This window comes from Wolbachia endosymbiont (group A) of Colletes cunicularius (assembly GCF_964264715.1).
Classification (GTDB): Bacteria; Pseudomonadota; Alphaproteobacteria; order Rickettsiales; family Anaplasmataceae; genus Wolbachia.
Map to the genome: position 1 here is coordinate 999809 of NZ_OZ183471.1, position 14960 is coordinate 1014768.

27 protein-coding genes are annotated in these 14960 nt (G+C 34.2%); all 27 read left to right on the forward strand.

The window, feature by feature from the left end; genetic code table 11:
• The 27 genes from rplB to ribB are packed head-to-tail and all read left to right on the forward strand — an operon-like array spanning position 1 to position 14905.
• Positions 1–825 carry a 50S ribosomal protein L2 gene (gene rplB / locus ACFELZ_RS05925; protein WP_375315907.1) on the forward strand — a complete coding sequence of 275 codons (825 nt, stop codon included), beginning with the start codon at positions 1–3 and terminating at the stop codon, positions 823–825.
• A 3-nt stretch (positions 826–828) separates the two neighbouring features.
• Positions 829–1113: a 30S ribosomal protein S19 gene (gene rpsS / locus ACFELZ_RS05930; protein ID WP_375315908.1), complete on the forward strand. Its 285-nt coding sequence runs from the start codon at positions 829–831 to the stop codon at positions 1111–1113.
• A 5-nt stretch (positions 1114–1118) separates the two neighbouring features.
• The gene (rplV, locus tag ACFELZ_RS05935; RefSeq protein WP_375315909.1) at positions 1119–1469 is read left to right on the forward strand and encodes a 50S ribosomal protein L22; all 351 of its coding nucleotides are present in this window, start codon (positions 1119–1121) and stop codon (positions 1467–1469) included.
• A 39-nt stretch (positions 1470–1508) separates the two neighbouring features.
• Positions 1509–2123 (forward strand): 30S ribosomal protein S3, encoded by a 615-nt coding sequence (rpsC, locus tag ACFELZ_RS05940; RefSeq protein WP_375315910.1) that lies wholly within the window; start codon positions 1509–1511, stop codon positions 2121–2123.
• Between the two features lie 11 nt (positions 2124–2134).
• Entirely contained in the window at positions 2135–2548 is a 414-nt protein-coding gene (gene rplP / locus ACFELZ_RS05945; RefSeq protein ID WP_250294844.1) for a 50S ribosomal protein L16, read from the forward strand.
• Between the two features lie 11 nt (positions 2549–2559).
• Positions 2560–2763 (forward strand): 50S ribosomal protein L29, encoded by a 204-nt coding sequence (gene rpmC / locus ACFELZ_RS05950; protein ID WP_265033798.1) that lies wholly within the window; start codon positions 2560–2562, stop codon positions 2761–2763.
• The gene (gene rpsQ, locus ACFELZ_RS05955) at positions 2756–2992 is read left to right on the forward strand and encodes a 30S ribosomal protein S17 (protein ID WP_375315911.1); all 237 of its coding nucleotides are present in this window, start codon (positions 2756–2758) and stop codon (positions 2990–2992) included. The genes rpmC and rpsQ overlap by 8 nt, the downstream gene beginning before the upstream one ends.
• Before the next feature lie 13 nt (positions 2993–3005).
• On the forward strand, positions 3006–3365 hold the full coding sequence (gene rplN / locus ACFELZ_RS05960) for a 50S ribosomal protein L14 (protein WP_375315912.1): 360 nt from the start codon (positions 3006–3008) through the stop codon (positions 3363–3365).
• A complete protein-coding gene (rplX, locus tag ACFELZ_RS05965) occupies positions 3365–3682 on the forward strand; it encodes a 50S ribosomal protein L24 (RefSeq protein ID WP_182182782.1) in 318 nt (105 codons plus the stop codon). The genes rplN and rplX overlap by 1 nt, the downstream gene beginning before the upstream one ends.
• A 6-nt stretch (positions 3683–3688) precedes the next feature.
• Positions 3689–4222: a 50S ribosomal protein L5 gene (rplE, locus tag ACFELZ_RS05970; RefSeq protein ID WP_375315913.1), complete on the forward strand. Its 534-nt coding sequence runs from the start codon at positions 3689–3691 to the stop codon at positions 4220–4222.
• A gap of 16 nt (positions 4223–4238) precedes the next feature.
• Positions 4239–4547 carry a 30S ribosomal protein S14 gene (rpsN, locus tag ACFELZ_RS05975; protein ID WP_375315914.1) on the forward strand — a complete coding sequence of 103 codons (309 nt, stop codon included), beginning with the start codon at positions 4239–4241 and terminating at the stop codon, positions 4545–4547.
• A gap of 21 nt (positions 4548–4568) precedes the next feature.
• Positions 4569–4964: a 30S ribosomal protein S8 gene (gene rpsH, locus ACFELZ_RS05980; protein WP_064124654.1), complete on the forward strand. Its 396-nt coding sequence runs from the start codon at positions 4569–4571 to the stop codon at positions 4962–4964.
• A 16-nt stretch (positions 4965–4980) separates the two neighbouring features.
• Positions 4981–5526 (forward strand): 50S ribosomal protein L6, encoded by a 546-nt coding sequence (gene rplF / locus ACFELZ_RS05985; RefSeq protein WP_253309084.1) that lies wholly within the window; start codon positions 4981–4983, stop codon positions 5524–5526.
• Positions 5527–5531: 5 nt separating this feature from the next.
• A complete protein-coding gene (gene rplR, locus ACFELZ_RS05990) occupies positions 5532–5903 on the forward strand; it encodes a 50S ribosomal protein L18 (protein ID WP_250294835.1) in 372 nt (123 codons plus the stop codon).
• A 12-nt stretch (positions 5904–5915) separates the two neighbouring features.
• Positions 5916–6428, forward strand: a complete 513-nt coding sequence (gene rpsE, locus ACFELZ_RS05995) for a 30S ribosomal protein S5 (RefSeq protein ID WP_375315915.1) — start codon at positions 5916–5918, stop codon at positions 6426–6428.
• A gap of 3 nt (positions 6429–6431) precedes the next feature.
• Positions 6432–6902: a 50S ribosomal protein L15 gene (gene rplO, locus ACFELZ_RS06000; protein ID WP_375315916.1), complete on the forward strand. Its 471-nt coding sequence runs from the start codon at positions 6432–6434 to the stop codon at positions 6900–6902.
• Between the two features lie 3 nt (positions 6903–6905).
• The gene (gene secY, locus ACFELZ_RS06005) at positions 6906–8234 is read left to right on the forward strand and encodes a preprotein translocase subunit SecY (protein WP_375315917.1); all 1329 of its coding nucleotides are present in this window, start codon (positions 6906–6908) and stop codon (positions 8232–8234) included.
• On the forward strand, positions 8231–8872 hold the full coding sequence (locus tag ACFELZ_RS06010) for an adenylate kinase family protein (RefSeq protein ID WP_375315918.1): 642 nt from the start codon (positions 8231–8233) through the stop codon (positions 8870–8872). The genes secY and ACFELZ_RS06010 overlap by 4 nt, the downstream gene beginning before the upstream one ends.
• 59 nt (positions 8873–8931) lie before the next feature.
• Positions 8932–9300 (forward strand): 30S ribosomal protein S13, encoded by a 369-nt coding sequence (gene rpsM / locus ACFELZ_RS06015; protein ID WP_007550179.1) that lies wholly within the window; start codon positions 8932–8934, stop codon positions 9298–9300.
• A gap of 24 nt (positions 9301–9324) precedes the next feature.
• A complete protein-coding gene (gene rpsK / locus ACFELZ_RS06020; RefSeq protein ID WP_264732204.1) occupies positions 9325–9711 on the forward strand; it encodes a 30S ribosomal protein S11 in 387 nt (128 codons plus the stop codon).
• 21 nt (positions 9712–9732) lie between these two features.
• Positions 9733–10800, forward strand: a complete 1068-nt coding sequence (locus tag ACFELZ_RS06025; RefSeq protein WP_375315919.1) for a DNA-directed RNA polymerase subunit alpha — start codon at positions 9733–9735, stop codon at positions 10798–10800.
• A 7-nt stretch (positions 10801–10807) separates the two neighbouring features.
• The gene (gene rplQ, locus ACFELZ_RS06030; RefSeq protein WP_253309077.1) at positions 10808–11236 is read left to right on the forward strand and encodes a 50S ribosomal protein L17; all 429 of its coding nucleotides are present in this window, start codon (positions 10808–10810) and stop codon (positions 11234–11236) included.
• A gap of 23 nt (positions 11237–11259) precedes the next feature.
• Positions 11260–11625 (forward strand): YraN family protein, encoded by a 366-nt coding sequence (locus tag ACFELZ_RS06035; protein WP_375315920.1) that lies wholly within the window; start codon positions 11260–11262, stop codon positions 11623–11625.
• A 26-nt stretch (positions 11626–11651) separates the two neighbouring features.
• Positions 11652–12212, forward strand: a complete 561-nt coding sequence (gene atpH / locus ACFELZ_RS06040; RefSeq protein ID WP_375315921.1) for an ATP synthase F1 subunit delta — start codon at positions 11652–11654, stop codon at positions 12210–12212.
• Positions 12209–13750, forward strand: a complete 1542-nt coding sequence (atpA, locus tag ACFELZ_RS06045; protein ID WP_253309074.1) for a F0F1 ATP synthase subunit alpha — start codon at positions 12209–12211, stop codon at positions 13748–13750. The genes atpH and atpA overlap by 4 nt, the downstream gene beginning before the upstream one ends.
• Positions 13751–13759: 9 nt before the next feature.
• Positions 13760–14254 carry a transcription elongation factor GreA gene (greA, locus tag ACFELZ_RS06050; protein WP_375315922.1) on the forward strand — a complete coding sequence of 165 codons (495 nt, stop codon included), beginning with the start codon at positions 13760–13762 and terminating at the stop codon, positions 14252–14254.
• A gap of 6 nt (positions 14255–14260) precedes the next feature.
• The gene (gene ribB / locus ACFELZ_RS06055; RefSeq protein WP_182182755.1) at positions 14261–14905 is read left to right on the forward strand and encodes a 3,4-dihydroxy-2-butanone-4-phosphate synthase; all 645 of its coding nucleotides are present in this window, start codon (positions 14261–14263) and stop codon (positions 14903–14905) included.
• Positions 14906–14960 lie beyond the last annotated feature (55 nt).

Consider the following 14960-nt stretch of genomic DNA (forward strand, 5'->3'; position numbering starts at 1 on the left):
ATGGGTATGAAATTTTTTAATCCTGTTACTCCGTCTTCTCGTGGGACTGTGTTAGTAAGTAAAGTTGGTTTATCAAAAGATGAGCCAGAAAAGTCTCTTACATCCGGTAAAAAGTCCAGTGGTGGAAGGAATAATTATGGTAGAATTACAACTCGTCATAGGGGTGGTGGTCACAAAAAGAAGTATAGAGTTATAGATTTTAAGCGTAATAGAAGTGGTCAGGGTATAGTTGAAAAAATAGAGTATGATCCAAATAGAAGTGGGTTTTTAGCGTTAATATCATATAAGGAAGATGATATTAAGTCTTATATATTAGCTTCTCAAGGTATGAAGCCTGGTGATATTGTTACAGCTGGAAATGATGCTGATATTTTGCCAGGTAATTGTTTGCTACTCAAGTATATACCTGTTGGTTCTTTCGTTCATAATGTTGAGCTGAAGCCAGGTAATGGTGCTGCGATTGCTAGAGCTGCTGGTTGTTATGCGCAAATCGTTGGTCGTGATGGCCAATATGTTTTATTAAGACTCAGGTCTGGTCAAATTAGGTTGATTTTATCTTCTTGCAAGGCTACTATTGGTGTAGTATCTAACCCTGACCATAAGAATAGAAAGCTGGGTAAAGCTGGAAGAAGTAGGTGGCTTGGAATTAGACCTACTGTGCGTGGGGTTGCAATGAATCCGGTTGACCATCCTCATGGAGGTGGGGAAGGAAAAACCTCTGGTGGTCGTCATCCTGTTACTCCTTGGGGTGTTGCAACAAAAGGAAAGAAAACTCGGAGGAAAAATAAATCTAGTGATAAGTATATAAAACAATTGAAAGGTTAGTTTATGAGTAGATCTGCGTGGAAGCCTCCTTTTTGTCATCCTTCTATATTAAAGTCGGTGAATAATGCTTTAACCAAGGGGTTTGTTAACATGGCTATAAAAGTTCATTCCAGGGCTTCTGTAATTCTTCCTAATTGTTTAGGTTTAAAGTTTGCTGTTTATAATGGTAAGGATTACATTCCTGTTAATGTTAATGATCAGAATATGATAGGTCATAAGTTTGGTGAATTTTCGCCCACTCGTAAATTTACTGGGCATAGTGGTGATAAAAAGGCGACAAGAAGGTAATTGATATGAAAAACAGAGATGTAATAGTTAAAGCTGGTTCTAGGGTTTTAAAATCAACTCCTCGTAAATTGAATTTGGTTGCTGGTTTAGTACGTAATAAAAAAGTTTCTTTTGCCACTGTGCAATTAAGATTTTGTGAAAAGAAAGCTGCGAGTCTTGTAAGGAAGGTATTGAATTCTGCGATTGCTAATGCTCAATATAATTATGGATTGGATATCGATAATTTATATATAAAAGAAATTTCAATAGGTAAGTCTCTTACTTTGCGTAGGGTATGTCCAAAAGCTATGGGTAGAGCTAATAGAGTTAGTAAACGTTATAGTAATATAACTGTAAAATTGGGGGAAATTATATGATTCATAAAAATAGAAAATTAATAAGGAAAGTGCAAAAGTATGGGAAACGTTAATCCTAAAGGATTTAGGTTAAAAATAATTAATACTTGGTTGTCTGTTTGGTATGTTGAGAAGGGTTATAAACAAGGGTTGCATCAAGATTTATCTATTCGCAGTTATATAAATGAATCTTTTAAGCATGCTGGTGTTTCTAAAGTAATTATAGAGCGTACAATTGATTTGGTGTCTGTAATAATACATTCTTCTAGACCTGGAGTGATAATAGGTAAGAAAGGCTCAGATATTGAGAAGATAAAGCAAAAAATAGCTGAAAAAGTAAAAAATAATGTGGAAGTGAATGTAGTAGGAGTTAAAAGGTCTGAAATAGATGCAACTTTAATATCAAACAGCATTGCGCAACAGTTAGAAAAAAGGGTTTCATTTAGAAGAGCGATGAAAAAAGCTATTCAAAGTTGTTTGAGGATGGGTGCTAGAGGTATTAAAGTAAGTTGTTCTGGGCGCCTTGGGGGAGCTGAGATAGCTCGTACTGAATGGTATAAAGAAGGTCGTTTGCCTTTACACACTTTACGTGCTAATATAGACTATGCTTTTTGTGAAGCAAAAACTATATATGGTATTATAGGAGTTAAGGTTTGGGTTTATATTGGTAATTAAGGTATATTGAGATGTTTGTTCCCAAAAAGAGTAAATATAAGAAGGTATTTAAGGGGCGAATTAAGGGTAATACAAAAGGTGGTAGCACATTATCTTTTGGAGATTATGGCTTAAAAGCTGTAGAAGCAGGTAGGATTCAGTCTAAGCATATTGAAACTGCAAGGCGTGTAATATCTAGAACATTAAAACGCTCTGGTAAAGTGTGGATAAGAATTTTTCCTGATACCCCTGTTAGTAAAAAGCCGGCAGATGTACGTATGGGTAAGGGAAAAGGTAGTGTTGAATTTTGGGTGTTTAAAGCTAAGCCCGGTAGAATGTTGTTTGAAATTAGCAGTGATGTTCCCATGCATTTAGCAAGATTGGCGCTTGAAAAGGCAACCGCTAAGCTTCCTATGAAGTGTAAATTTGTATCTAATCATAATTAAATGGAGTTGCAATGGATATAGCTGACATTGAATCGAGGTCTTCACAAGAATTGCATGAAATTCTTGTAAATTTGAGAAAAGAGTTTGTTAATTTGGTTTTTCAAAAGAAGTTGGGGCAGTGCAACAATATTTCGCGTTTTAGCTTAATAAGAAAGAGCATAGCTCGTATTCTAACTATATTAAATAAAAGAAGAAGAGAGGAAAAGAATGCCTAAAAAGGTTTTTTGTGGTACTGTAACTAAGGCTAAGTGTGATAAGACTGTAAAGGTTTCGGTATTACAAGTGTATAAGGATGAGCTGTATAAAAAGGTTATAAAAAAGTACAAGAAGTATACAGCACATAATGAGAATAATAGTTGTAAAGAAGGGGACAAGGTTTTAATACAAGAACACAAGCCTATTTCTACTACTAAAAAATGGGTTGTTGTTAATAGCTCACATTGAATAGGATATTTATATGATTCAAAAAAATACATTGTTGGAAGTGGCTGATAATTCTGGTGCGCGTGCAGTGCTTTGTATTGGTTTATTGGGTGGTAGAAAGTCTGCATCTATAGGTGACACAGTTATTGTATCTACTAAATCTGTTACTCCAAGAGGGAAGGTTGAGAAGGGAAAAGTATATAGAGCAGTTGTGGTGAGGGTGAAAAGCCCTATTAGAAAATCTGATGGTTCTGTAATTCGTTTTTCTAGCAATGCTGTAGTTTTGATTAACGATCAAGGTGAACCACTTGGCACTCGGGTATTTGGTCCGGTAAAAAAGTTATCATCTGGTTCTTTTATGAAGATAATGTCATTAGCTGTTGAGGTTTTATAATGAGTGCTAAAATAAAAAGTGGTGACGACGTTATAGTTTTAACTGGTAGAGATAAGGGAAAAATTGGTAAAGTGATTAAAGTTGTGGCATGTGATGCTAAAAAGAAAGTAATTGTTTCTGGGGTAAATGTACATAAGAGACACACTAAACCAAAAGCTGGTAGTAGTGGTGGTATATTAAATAAAGAGTTAGCTATTGATATATCCAACGTTGCAACATTGGACCCTAAATATAAAACTCCAACTAGAGTGGGGTTTAAGGTTATAGACGGTAGAAAAGTGCGTTTTGCAAAAGTTTCTGGAGAAGTGATAGATTAGGTTGATATGTTTAAAGAATTGTATAAAGATAGCATAGTAAAGTCCTTAAAGGATAAGTTTAATTACGGCAATATAATGCAAGTGCCTAAACTTGTCAAGGTGTGTATCAATATGGGCGTTGGAGATGCTGCTACAGATAGTAAAGCAATAAATGAACCACTTGATAGCCTATATTTGATTGCTGGGAAGAAGCCTTTATCAACTTTTGCAAAAAAATCTATTTCTGGCTTCAAGATCAGAAAAGGTGCTACAGTAGGTTGCAAAGTAACTTTGCGTAGAGATAAAATGTATGAGTTTTTAGAAAGATTGATATATATTGCTTTGCCAAGGGAAAAAGATTTTAGAGGATTTAGTGTGAAGCAATTTGACGGTAATGGTAATTTTTCCTTTGGTATAAAGGAACATATCTCGTTTTTAGAAATAGACTATGATAAAATAAGTAAAATTAGAGGTATGGATATTAATATTATAACAAGTGCAGTTAGTGATAAGGAAGCAAAGGAATTATTACTGGCTCTTAAATTTCCTTTTTTTGATTAATTGAGAGAAGAAATATATGGCAAAAAAATCTATGATAGAAAGAAATCTTCGCAGAATAAAGCTGTGCGATCAATATAAAGAAAAAAGAGAGGAATTGAAATCTATAATAAATAATAAGAATTTGTCTATTGTAGAAAGGTTTACAGCTCAAAATAAATTAATTAAAAAATTGCCTAGAAATTCTTCTAAAACCAAAATTAGAAATAGGTGTGCTTTAACTGGGAGACCAAGAGGAGTATATAGAAAATTTGGTTTATGTAGAATTGTTTTGCGTGATTTATGTTCTTTTGGGCAAGTTCCAGGAGTTACAAAGTCTAGTTGGTAAATATAATATAAGGAGTATATTGTGGCGTTATCTGATAGTATTGGTGATTTTTTAACAAGGATACGTAATGCTCAATTGGCAATGCATAGAACAACAAGAGTGTTGTTTTCTAAAGTGAATTCTTCTATACTGAAGATTTTAAAAGATGAAGGGTATATCCTTGATTATGAAAAGCAAGTTGTAGATAATTTACCTTCTTTCATTGTAAAATTGAAGTATTATGAGAAGTCACCTGTAATTAGTGACATAGTTAGGGTGTCAAAGCCTGGTTGTCGTTGTTATTCTAAGTATAAGGACATTTCTAAAGCATATAATGGTCTTGGTATTTTTATTATATCGACACCCAAAGGGGTGATGACTGATTATAATGCACATAAGTTAAAGGTTGGTGGAGAAGTTTTGTGTCGTGTGTTTTAAATAATAGGAGAAATTCATGTCTCGTATAGGTGCTGCTCCTATCAATATTCCTGCTGGTATTTCAGTTGAATATAATAATGGTAGGATGTTAATAAAGAGTGCTAAGGCTGAAAAAGAGCTTAGCTTAATCAGTGATGTTGTGTGCCGGATTGTTGATAATCAGCTACTCCTTTCTGTGGATCAAGATAAAGATGATTATGATGAAATAAAGCCTATGTGGGGCACTTATAGGAGTAATATTAATAATATTATTAACGGCATGGTTGATGGTTTTTCTGTTAATCTTGAGATTAACGGTGTTGGATATAAGGCAGAGTGTGATGGTAAGTATTTGACTTTGTATCTTGGTTATAGCCATAATGTTAAATATAAAGTGCCTAAAGATGTTGAGATTAAGTGCATAAAGCCAACTCACTTAGTAGTTAGTGGTATGGATAAGCAAAAAGTCTATATGGTGGCATCTGATATATGCAGGATTAGGAAGTACGATCCTTATAAAGGTAAGGGTATTGTAATAAAGGGTAAATTTATGTTGCGTAAAGTTGTAAGTAAAAAGAAGTAATTAAGATGAGAAGGTTATATAATTTTTTAAGTAACTATGAAAAAAGGAAGTTGCGTAATAGAGCGAAGCTTGACAAGAGCGCTGAACGTTTGCGTATATCCATATTTAAATCTAATAGGCATTTTTATGTCCAGTTAATTAATGATGTAAAAGGAGTAACTCTCACTTCAGCTTCTACTTTGGATGCTAAAATTAAGGATGTATGTAAAGGAAAAGTCAATGCTGAAACTATAAAACAGGTTTCTTCTTTAATGATTGAGCGCTTATCTGGTCTGAAATTAGAACAAAAGCTAGTATTTGATCGTGGAGCGTATAAATATACAGGATTAGTTTCTCAATTTGCTGAGGCTTTAAGAAGTTCTGGATTTGAATTTTAGAAGGTTTTGAATATGGCTATAAAGAATTTACAAAATAATGATGATTTATCAGAACTTTTAGTTTCGGTACGAAGGGTAACAACGGTTACCAAAGGTGGCAGAAGATTTTCATTTTCAATTTTGGTTGTTGTTGGCGATGGGAAGGGTAGGGTAGGATGTGGAATAGGTAAGCACGCAGAAGTTGCTGAAGCAAGAGTCAAAGCTGTAAATGCTGCAAAGAAATCGATGATTAGAGTGTACTTGCGTGAAGGTAGAACTTTGCATCATGATATTAAAGCTAAATTTTGTTCTGGTGAGATAGTTTTAAGAACCGCAAGAGCCGGAACAGGTATTATTGCTGGTGGAGCGATTAGATCAGTTTTTGAGGTGTTAGGTATAAAGGATGTGGTGGCTAAATCCACTAGATCAAATAATCCTCATAACGTTATATGTGCGGTATTTAAGGCTTTTGATAGTATCTTATCTCCTCGTCAGGTAGCAAGCAAAAGAGGCAAAAAGATTAGCGAGATAGTTGGAAACAGGTAAAGTATGAATAATGCTATAAAATTAAACTCTATATTTACTAAGTTATCTAAGAAAAAGAAGCCTAAGTTGCTGGGTAGAGGTATCGGTTGTGGTAAAGGTAAAACATCCGGTAGAGGGCATAAAGGGCAAAAGGCTAGAAGTGGAGTTTCCATAAATGGTTTTGAGGGTGGACAACAGTCTATATATACTCGTTTGCCTAAAAGAGGTTTTAAGCCTATACGTAGGAACATATATTCTATAATCAATGTTGGCGATATACAGCGCTTAATGGAAGCTAAAAAAATAGTGAAAGACTCTGTTATAGATAAGGAGAGGCTGTATAGATTAGGTTTTATAAAGTCTATTAAGGATAAAATTAAACTTCTTAATAAAGGTAAGTTGAGCGAAAAATTTGTGTTTCATGTTGATTTTGCGTCAGAAGCTGCAAAAAAATCTGTAGCTTCAGTTGGTGGTAGTGTGGAAATACTATCGTAAATCATGGGCAATAAATCCGCATTTAATAGCTTGGATCCTACGTTGTTATATAAAGGCGATTTATTAAAACGTATATTTTTTACGCTAATGGCTTTAATTTGCTATCGCTTGGGTACTTATGTGCCTATTCCTGGAATTAATCTTAATGTAATTAATGATATATTTCCCAAAGGGGGCTCAGGTGTTTTTGGAGTATTTAATTTATTTTCTGGTGGTGCATTGGCTAGAATGACAATTCTAGCATTGAACGTTATGCCATATATAATGGCTTCTATCATTATTCAGTTGCTTTCTTCTGCGATTAAAGGAATGAAGGAAGTTAAGAATGATGGAGAGTCAGGCCGTAGAAAGATGAATTCTTATATACGCTACCTGACCATAGTAATTTGTGTATTTCAATCAATTCCAATTTTGGTTGGATTGGAAGGGATGAATAGGGAAGGGGTATTGGTTGTAATCGAACCTGGTGTTATGTTTCGTACAATAGGTGTTTTCAGCCTTTTAGGTGGAACTATGCTTTTAATATGGCTTGGTGAACGAATCAGTGCTAGCGGTATAGGCAATGGTATCTCATTAATCATTTTCACGGGCATAATATCAGAGTTACACAGCGCTTTGTCATCTCTGTTAACGTTAAATAAAAACGGTAGCGTATCGTTATTTATTATCCTTTTTGTTTTGGTATTGTTTTTTTTGCTGCTAGTCTTAGTCATTTTTGTAGAGTCTTCTTATAGAAAAGTTATTGTTCAACATCCTAAAAAGCAATTTAAAAGATTACATAATGACGATTTTACTTATATTCCATTGAAGATTAATTTATCTGGTGTAGTACCAACCATTTTTGCTAATGCAATTTTATTGACACCTATTTCAATTGCAAATTTCTATAAGGGGCAAGCTTTTTCTGATTTTATTTTAAATTACTTTATGGCAAATAAAGTAGTATATATTGTAGCCTATTTGGTGCTGATAGTATTTTTTAATTTTTTCTATACCAATTTTATATTTAATCCAGAGGAAAACGCAGATTTTCTTAAAAAAAATGGTGGTTTTATACCTGGTAGAAGGCCTGGGAAACATACTTCTGATTACCTTCAAGATATAGTTTTTAAGTTGACATTCATTGGCTCTGCGTATTTGGTAGTCATATGTACTGTACCTGAAGTTATGAGATATTATTATGATATACCATTTATTTTTGGTGGGACGAGTTTACTGATTATAGTGAACGTTATTACTGATACTATTATGCAAATACAATCTTATATTTTTTCGAATAGGTACGATAGCTGGATAAAGAAATATGAGTCTAAAACGAGGAAAGTAAGATGATCATTACGATTTTTGGTCCTCCAGGTTCTGGTAAAGGTACTCAGTCAAGCTTGTTAATAGCAAAATATAATTTAAAATTAATTTCAGTGGGGGATTTATTAAGGAATATTATATCTGATGGCGGTGAGTTAGGTAAAAAAATAAAGGGTACCGTGGAATCTGGTAATTTAATTCAAGATGAAATTATATGTGGATTATTGCATGACCAGCTTGCATTAATGGGTGATAATTGCTTATTAGATGGTTTTCCGAGAAATTTAAACCAGGCTCATTTTTTGACTCAAGTTTTGCAAGAAAAATATAATAGGGATGTTGATATTGTAATTGAACTGCAGCTTGACGATAATATTGCAATCGATAGATTAAAAAATCGTCTCGCGTGTTTGGACTGTAAAAGCATATATAGTGTATCTTCTTTTAAGAGTACTACTTGTGCTAAATGTAAAAGTACGAGGTTAGAGAAAAGAATTGATGATGCTGATATGTCTGCAATTAATAAGAGAATAAGTGAATATCACCTTCAAATGAAAGGTTTACGCGAGTATTATAAAGGCAAATTATTGACAATTGACGCTAATTTGAGTGTTGATGAGGTAACGCAAGAGATTGAAAGTAAAATTTCTTGTAATTTGGTTTGACTCTGAGTTGTTTTATGGTATAAATTAAGAGTTGTTATTAATAAAGTATCGAGGTACCAGTGGCACGTATTGCAGGCATAAATATTCCAGTGAGGAAATGTGTTCCTTTTGCATTAACTTATATATATGGTATAGGTATTGCTACTGCAAATGTAATTTGTCACGCTTGTGAAGTTGATAAGCGCAAACGTGTTTCAGAATTACGAGATGAAGATATAGAAAAGATCAGCAGTTTCATTAGACAAAATTATGTTATAGAAGGTGAGCTCAGAAAAGAAGTGGCTATGAACATAAAATCTTTAGTGGAAATGGGATGCTATAGAGGAGTGAGACATAGAAAAGGTTTACCTGTGAGAGGGCAAAGGACTCATACTAATGCTAAGACTCGTAAAGGTAGATCTCGGTTGCCTATTGCTGGGAAAAAATAAAATTTATTATTATTGTGAGTTTTAATGAAAAAAGTCAAAACGGTTGGTAAGAGTACAAAGGAGTTTATTACTGGTGTTGTTCATATTCGTGCAACTTTTAATAATACCTTTGTAAATGTAACTGATGTTCATGGTAATACGCTATGTCAAACTTCTGTGGGTGCATGTGGTTTTTCAGGTTCGAGAAAATCCACACCTTATGCTGCAGGTAAGGCTGCGGAGGCTGCTGCGAAGAATGCAATGGAGAGATTTGGTATGAAGGTTGTCTCTGTAATAATTCGTGGTCCTGGCTTTGGTACCGAAGCTGCGGTTAAAGCACTTCAGAGCTGTGGGTTGACTGTGACTTCAATTGCAGATAAAACCGCAATTCCCCATAATGGGTGCAGGTTAAGAAAAAAAAGAAGAGTATAGGATATTCGAAAAGGTTGTTTTATGTATTATAATAATGATGTTTCTCTCTGTAGCAATTTAGATAAATTGATTAAACCTAGTTCAATTAAGGTAATATCAGATGATTCAAGTGAAAAAAGTGATATAGTCCTAGAACCGTTGGAAAGTGGTTTTGCTTTAACATTAGGTAATGCATTAAGACGTGTAATGTTATCTTCTCTTAAAGGTAGTGCTGTTTATGGAATAAAAATTGAAGGTGTAACTCATGAGTTTACTTCAATTCAAGGGGTAAGAGAAGACGTAACTGATATAGTATTAAATATGGGCATGTTGAGGTGTAAATTAAAAGGTGCTTCTAATAAATGCTTAAATTTAAACGCTAAAGGGCCTTGCCAGGTATTAGCTGGGATGATAGAAACTGATGATCAATGCTCTATTGTTAATAAAGATTTGTTAATATGTACGCTGGGGCAAAATGTAGAGCTTAACATGACCATATATGTGGCTAGCGGAAAAGGTTATCTTCCTGTAACTAAGTATAAAGAAAATGAACTTTTGAAGCTTATGAGTGAACAGGATTTAATTGGTTTTATTCCAGTTAATGCTTTGTATAGCCCTATCAACAGGGTTTCGTACAGGGTAGAGAATAGTCGTGTTGGCCAAGTTACTGATAAGGATAAGCTGATATTGTCAGTTGAAACTGATGGTACAATCTCTCCAAGTCAAGCTGTTGACTCTGCTGCAAGAATATTACAGGAGCAACTTCAGCCCTTTATTAGTTCTGATGTAAGTTATAAAAAATCGCAGGTTTCTTCGTCTAGTGGTGCTAAAGATTTGGGTTATGACCCTGTCTTATTGCGTAAGGTAGATGAAATGGAATTATCTGTCAGGTCTCATAACTGTCTGAAAAACGAAAACATCACTTATATAGGTGATCTTGTGCAAAAGACAGAAGGTGAAATGTTAAGAACTGCTAATTTTGGCAGGAAGTCTTTGAATGAGATTAAGGCAGTTTTGGCTAATTTTGGCTTGTCTTTGGGTATGAATGTGCTAAACTGGCCGCCTAAGGATATAGATGAGTTGGCTAAACAACATACTGATGAAGATTAGGTGATATATGAAACATGGAATAAAAAAACGTAAACTATCTCGTTGCACTGAACATAGATTATCGACGTTAAAGAATCTATCTATCTCATTAATTAACCATGAGCAGATTGTAACTACTTTACCAAAAGCTAAGGAACTTCGTCCATATGTCGAAAAGTTTATTACAATTGCTAAGAATAAGAATACTTTACATGGTAGAAGACTTTTGCTTTCACGCCTTCATAATAGTAAGTTAGCAGTTGATAAGTTATTAAACGTCTTAGCCAGCCGTTATCAAGATCGTAAAGGTGGGTATTCTAGAATAATAAAATTTAGCACTCGAAAGGGTGATTGCGCTTCAATGGCAGTGATAGAACTGGTTAATAGGGATATTGCAGCAAGAGGTAAGGTTTATAGTAAAAATAGAGAAGGAGGCAAAGTAGTTACACAAAGTTAATTGTTATCATAATTGTTCTTCTTATGGTAAGTAGGTTACGCTACTTTGTAGGTTACTTTGGCGAATTGTTAGTTTTGGCATATTTAAAGCTGAAATGGTATAATGTTATAAAACGCCGTTACCGTTGTAAGTTCGGTGAAATTGACTTAATTGTATCTAAAAAAAAGGAGCTGATTTTTATAGAAGTTAAAACAAGTTTACTTGGAAAAGAAATACCGATATCTCATCTTCAATGTCAGTCTATTATAAATTCTTCTAAGTATTTCTTAAGTACAAACCTTAGTTTTTTAGATTATTCAGTCAGATATGATTTATGTTTTCTTTCCTTAAAGAGAGGACCTGTTTATATAAAAAATGCTTGGATTGAAGAATGGAAGATTTGTAGCTGAATTAATTTAGATTTACTGGATTTAATATGAAAAAGACCCAATACAATAATTTAGTTTCATCTTACGCTAGAGTGCTGTTTCATGTCTCAGGAAGCAGGTTAGGTGTTATAAGGAAAGAAGTAGAATTTTTATTGGCTTTTTTTAAGGATCAACGTGATGTTTTTGTGTACCTATCTCATCCTATGATTTCTTTTGCACACAAAAAAGAAGTGATGCTTTCTATAAATGAGCACTTGAGTGAAAATTTAGTAAAATTTATTATGGTTATATTTGCAAACAAACGCTCTAGTTTATTGATCCTTATATTAGAAAAATTCTTAACCCTTGCAAAAGAAAATGAAAATGAATTCGAAATTACTATAAAGTCAGCAGAAGCTTTAAAGGAATCTGATATAAAAATAATTACTGAATCTTTGAGCTTTCTTGGTAAAATAATAAAAGTAAGCAATGTGGTTGACCCTTCTATACTAGGTGGCTTCGTAGTTAGGTATGGTTTTAATTTGATCGATGCTTCGCTAAAAAGTTACTTAGATAGGTTAGTTGACTTAAGTAAAATGGAAATATTAAAAGTAAGGAATTTTGTATGAAGAACAGTATGAATGTTTCTGAGATAGCAAGTGTAATAAGGGAAAAAGTTGAGACGTTTGATAATCCTATAAAGCGGGAAAATATAGGTGAAGTAATTTCAGTAACAGATGGTATCGCATTGGTTTATGGGCTGGAAAAAGCAAAATTCGGTGAAAAGGTATTTTTTGCAAGCGGTGTAGAAGGAATAGTTCTTGATTTAGATCATGATACGGCTGGAATAGTTGTGCTTGGTAATGACCGTGATGTGAAAGAAGGGGACGTTGTAAAATGTAGTGGTGATGTTGTGCAGGTGCCTATAGGGCATGAATTGTTAGGGAGAGTTGTAAATGCGTTGGGCCATCCTATAGACGACGGTGGGGAAATTAGAGCCAAAAACAGAATGGATATAGAATCTAAAGCGCCAGGCATTATTGATCGTAAGTCTGTGCATGAGCCACTGCAAACAGGAATTAAAATTATAGATTTGCTAATTCCAATAGGTAGAGGGCAGCGTGAATTAATTATTGGCGATAGACAAATTGGTAAAACTACTATTGCGCTTGATACTATTATCAATCAGAAGAAGATTAACGATGAGGTAAACGAAAATCAAAAAATTTACTGTGTTTATGTTGCTATTGGACAAAAAATTTCAACAGTAGCAAAAGTGGTAAATAAGCTGAAAGAAAGCGGAGCATTAGAGTATACAACTGTAGTTGTGGCTAGTGCATCTGACTGCGCGCCTATGCAATTTTTAGCACCTTATGCTGGTTGCACTATTGGGGAATTTTTCCGTGACAATGGAATGCATTGTTTGATTATATATGATGATTTATCTAAGCATGCTGTGGCATATAGGCAGATGTCTTTATTGCTCAGACGTCCTCCTGGTCGTGAAGCTTACCCTGGAGATATATTCTATGTACATTCTCGCTTGCTTGAAAGAGCTGCTAAAATGTCTGATAAAAAAGGGCAGGGGTCTTTAACTGCTTTGCCGATTGTCGAAACTCAAGCTGGTGATGTATCTGCATATGTGCCAACAAATGTTATTTCAATTACCGATGGGCAGATCTTTCTTGAGTCTGAATTATTTTATAAAGGATTTCGACCTGCAGTAAATATAGGTTTGTCAGTTTCACGGGTTGGTTCTGCTGCACAACTAAAGTCTGTGAAGAAAGTTGCTAGTTCTATAAAGCTAAGCTTAGCTCAGTATAGAGAATTAGAAGATTTTGCAAAATTTGGTTCTGATCTTGATGCTAGTGTTCAATTATCCTTGAATAAGGGTAAATATCTTGTCGAGTTATTAAAGCAAAAACAACATTTACCTATGTCAATAGAAGAGCAAGTAGTGCTGATGTATATTTTTTCTAACCTATATAATCAGTTAAGTAAAATACAAATAAGTTACATTAATAAATTTGAACATGATCTTATTAATTATTTTCATACTGTACACCCTGGGGTTTTAAAAAAGTTGTCAAATGACATGAGTGATGATATAAAAGGTGATATTTTTAACATTGTGAGTAATTTCGTTACTCAATTTAATTGCGTTTAGGTGGTGATTATGGCTTCATCCATTATTAATAAATTTCCTATGACGAGGGAAGGTTTTGAGAATATGCAAGCCGAACTTGAAAAATTAAAGGAAGAAAAACCTTCTGTGATACAGGCTATTTCTGATGCTCGTGATCAAGGTGATTTGTCTGAAAATGCAGAGTATCATGCAGCACGGGAAAGGTTAGGTTTTATTGAAGGCCGTATAATGGAGATAGAAAGTAAGCTCTCACATGCGGAAGTAATAGAAGTAAAAAATTTGTCTGGTGATTCAGTAATGTTTGGTGCAACTGTGACATTAAGCATGTTAAGTGATAATAACAGTGAAGTGGAATATGTTTATAAGGTTGTAGGCGAATATGAAGCTGATGTTTCAAAGCAGTTAATATCTACTAGTTCACCACTCGGGAGTGCCTTAATCGGCAAAAAAGTCGGTGAGTATGTGGAAGTGACAGTGCCAAATGGAGAGAAATTATATAAAATAGTTAAGATTGAATTTAAGTAAATTATTATGGTACAGGCCACTTATGCTTCAATGAGTCTACCAGGTATTTCTTCTGTGGAAGATGTATTAGAGGATGCTCGTTCCGGTAAATTATTCATTTTAGTTGATGATGAAAGTAGAGAGAATGAAGGTGATTTGGTTGTCTTAGCTGAAAAAGTAAAACCAGAACATATGGCTTTTATGGTTAGGTACGGTACAGGGGTTGTGTGCTTAGCAATGACTAAATTTCACATGAAGAGGTTGGGCCTTAATTTCATGGAAAAGAAAAATATTGGTGAAAATCATACCGCATTTACTACATCAATTGATGCACGTTATGGCATTACAACCGGTGTTTCAGCAGAGGATAGAACGAAAACTATACATGCTGCTATCAACAAGGATGGCACTCAGGATGACATCATAACTCCAGGTCATGTTTTTCCTGTAATTGCACATAAAGGTGGGGTGGCACAACGTGCTGGTCATACTGAAGCGAGTGTTGAAATGGCGAAGTTAGTAGGGTTTGATCATTCAGCAGTTATTTGTGAATTAGTAAATGATGATGGCTCTATGATGCGCTTACCTCAGTTACTTAAATTTGCTGAACAACATAAAATTAAGTTAACTACCATCGACAAACTTATCAGTTACGTTAAAAAATTAAACTAGCGTTTATAAATTTGTATAATTTAAGTGTTAAAATATAGAATTCCTATAAATTATA

Excerpts from the sequence above, each read along its gene's own strand:
- rplR (WP_250294835.1), top strand. The coding sequence starts at position 5,532 with ATGAGAAGGTTATATAATTTTTTAAGTAACTATGAAAAAAGGAAGTTG.
- ACFELZ_RS06025 (WP_375315919.1), top strand. The coding sequence starts at position 9,733 with ATGTATTATAATAATGATGTTTCTCTCTGTAGCAATTTAGATAAATTG.
- atpH (WP_375315921.1), top strand. The coding sequence starts at position 11,652 with ATGAAAAAGACCCAATACAATAATTTAGTTTCATCTTACGCTAGAGTG.
- secY (WP_375315917.1), top strand. The coding sequence starts at position 6,906 with ATGGGCAATAAATCCGCATTTAATAGCTTGGATCCTACGTTGTTATAT.
- rpmC (WP_265033798.1), top strand. The coding sequence starts at position 2,560 with ATGGATATAGCTGACATTGAATCGAGGTCTTCACAAGAATTGCATGAA.
- rplV (WP_375315909.1), top strand. The coding sequence starts at position 1,119 with ATGAAAAACAGAGATGTAATAGTTAAAGCTGGTTCTAGGGTTTTAAAA.
- rpsE (WP_375315915.1), top strand. The coding sequence starts at position 5,916 with ATGGCTATAAAGAATTTACAAAATAATGATGATTTATCAGAACTTTTA.
- rplX (WP_182182782.1), top strand. The coding sequence starts at position 3,365 with ATGAGTGCTAAAATAAAAAGTGGTGACGACGTTATAGTTTTAACTGGT.
- rplO (WP_375315916.1), top strand. The coding sequence starts at position 6,432 with ATGAATAATGCTATAAAATTAAACTCTATATTTACTAAGTTATCTAAG.
- rplF (WP_253309084.1), top strand. The coding sequence starts at position 4,981 with ATGTCTCGTATAGGTGCTGCTCCTATCAATATTCCTGCTGGTATTTCA.
- rplP (WP_250294844.1), top strand. The coding sequence starts at position 2,135 with ATGTTTGTTCCCAAAAAGAGTAAATATAAGAAGGTATTTAAGGGGCGA.
- rplQ (WP_253309077.1), top strand. The coding sequence starts at position 10,808 with ATGAAACATGGAATAAAAAAACGTAAACTATCTCGTTGCACTGAACAT.
- rpsS (WP_375315908.1), top strand. The coding sequence starts at position 829 with ATGAGTAGATCTGCGTGGAAGCCTCCTTTTTGTCATCCTTCTATATTA.
- rplE (WP_375315913.1), top strand. The coding sequence starts at position 3,689 with ATGTTTAAAGAATTGTATAAAGATAGCATAGTAAAGTCCTTAAAGGAT.
- rpsN (WP_375315914.1), top strand. The coding sequence starts at position 4,239 with ATGGCAAAAAAATCTATGATAGAAAGAAATCTTCGCAGAATAAAGCTG.
- ACFELZ_RS06010 (WP_375315918.1), top strand. The coding sequence starts at position 8,231 with ATGATCATTACGATTTTTGGTCCTCCAGGTTCTGGTAAAGGTACTCAG.
- ribB (WP_182182755.1), top strand. The coding sequence starts at position 14,261 with ATGGTACAGGCCACTTATGCTTCAATGAGTCTACCAGGTATTTCTTCT.
- rplN (WP_375315912.1), top strand. The coding sequence starts at position 3,006 with ATGATTCAAAAAAATACATTGTTGGAAGTGGCTGATAATTCTGGTGCG.
- rplB (WP_375315907.1), top strand. The coding sequence starts at position 1 with ATGGGTATGAAATTTTTTAATCCTGTTACTCCGTCTTCTCGTGGGACT.
- rpsQ (WP_375315911.1), top strand. The coding sequence starts at position 2,756 with ATGCCTAAAAAGGTTTTTTGTGGTACTGTAACTAAGGCTAAGTGTGAT.
- greA (WP_375315922.1), top strand. The coding sequence starts at position 13,760 with ATGGCTTCATCCATTATTAATAAATTTCCTATGACGAGGGAAGGTTTT.
- ACFELZ_RS06035 (WP_375315920.1), top strand. The coding sequence starts at position 11,260 with ATGGTAAGTAGGTTACGCTACTTTGTAGGTTACTTTGGCGAATTGTTA.
- rpsK (WP_264732204.1), top strand. The coding sequence starts at position 9,325 with ATGAAAAAAGTCAAAACGGTTGGTAAGAGTACAAAGGAGTTTATTACT.
- rpsC (WP_375315910.1), top strand. The coding sequence starts at position 1,509 with ATGGGAAACGTTAATCCTAAAGGATTTAGGTTAAAAATAATTAATACT.
- atpA (WP_253309074.1), top strand. The coding sequence starts at position 12,209 with ATGAAGAACAGTATGAATGTTTCTGAGATAGCAAGTGTAATAAGGGAA.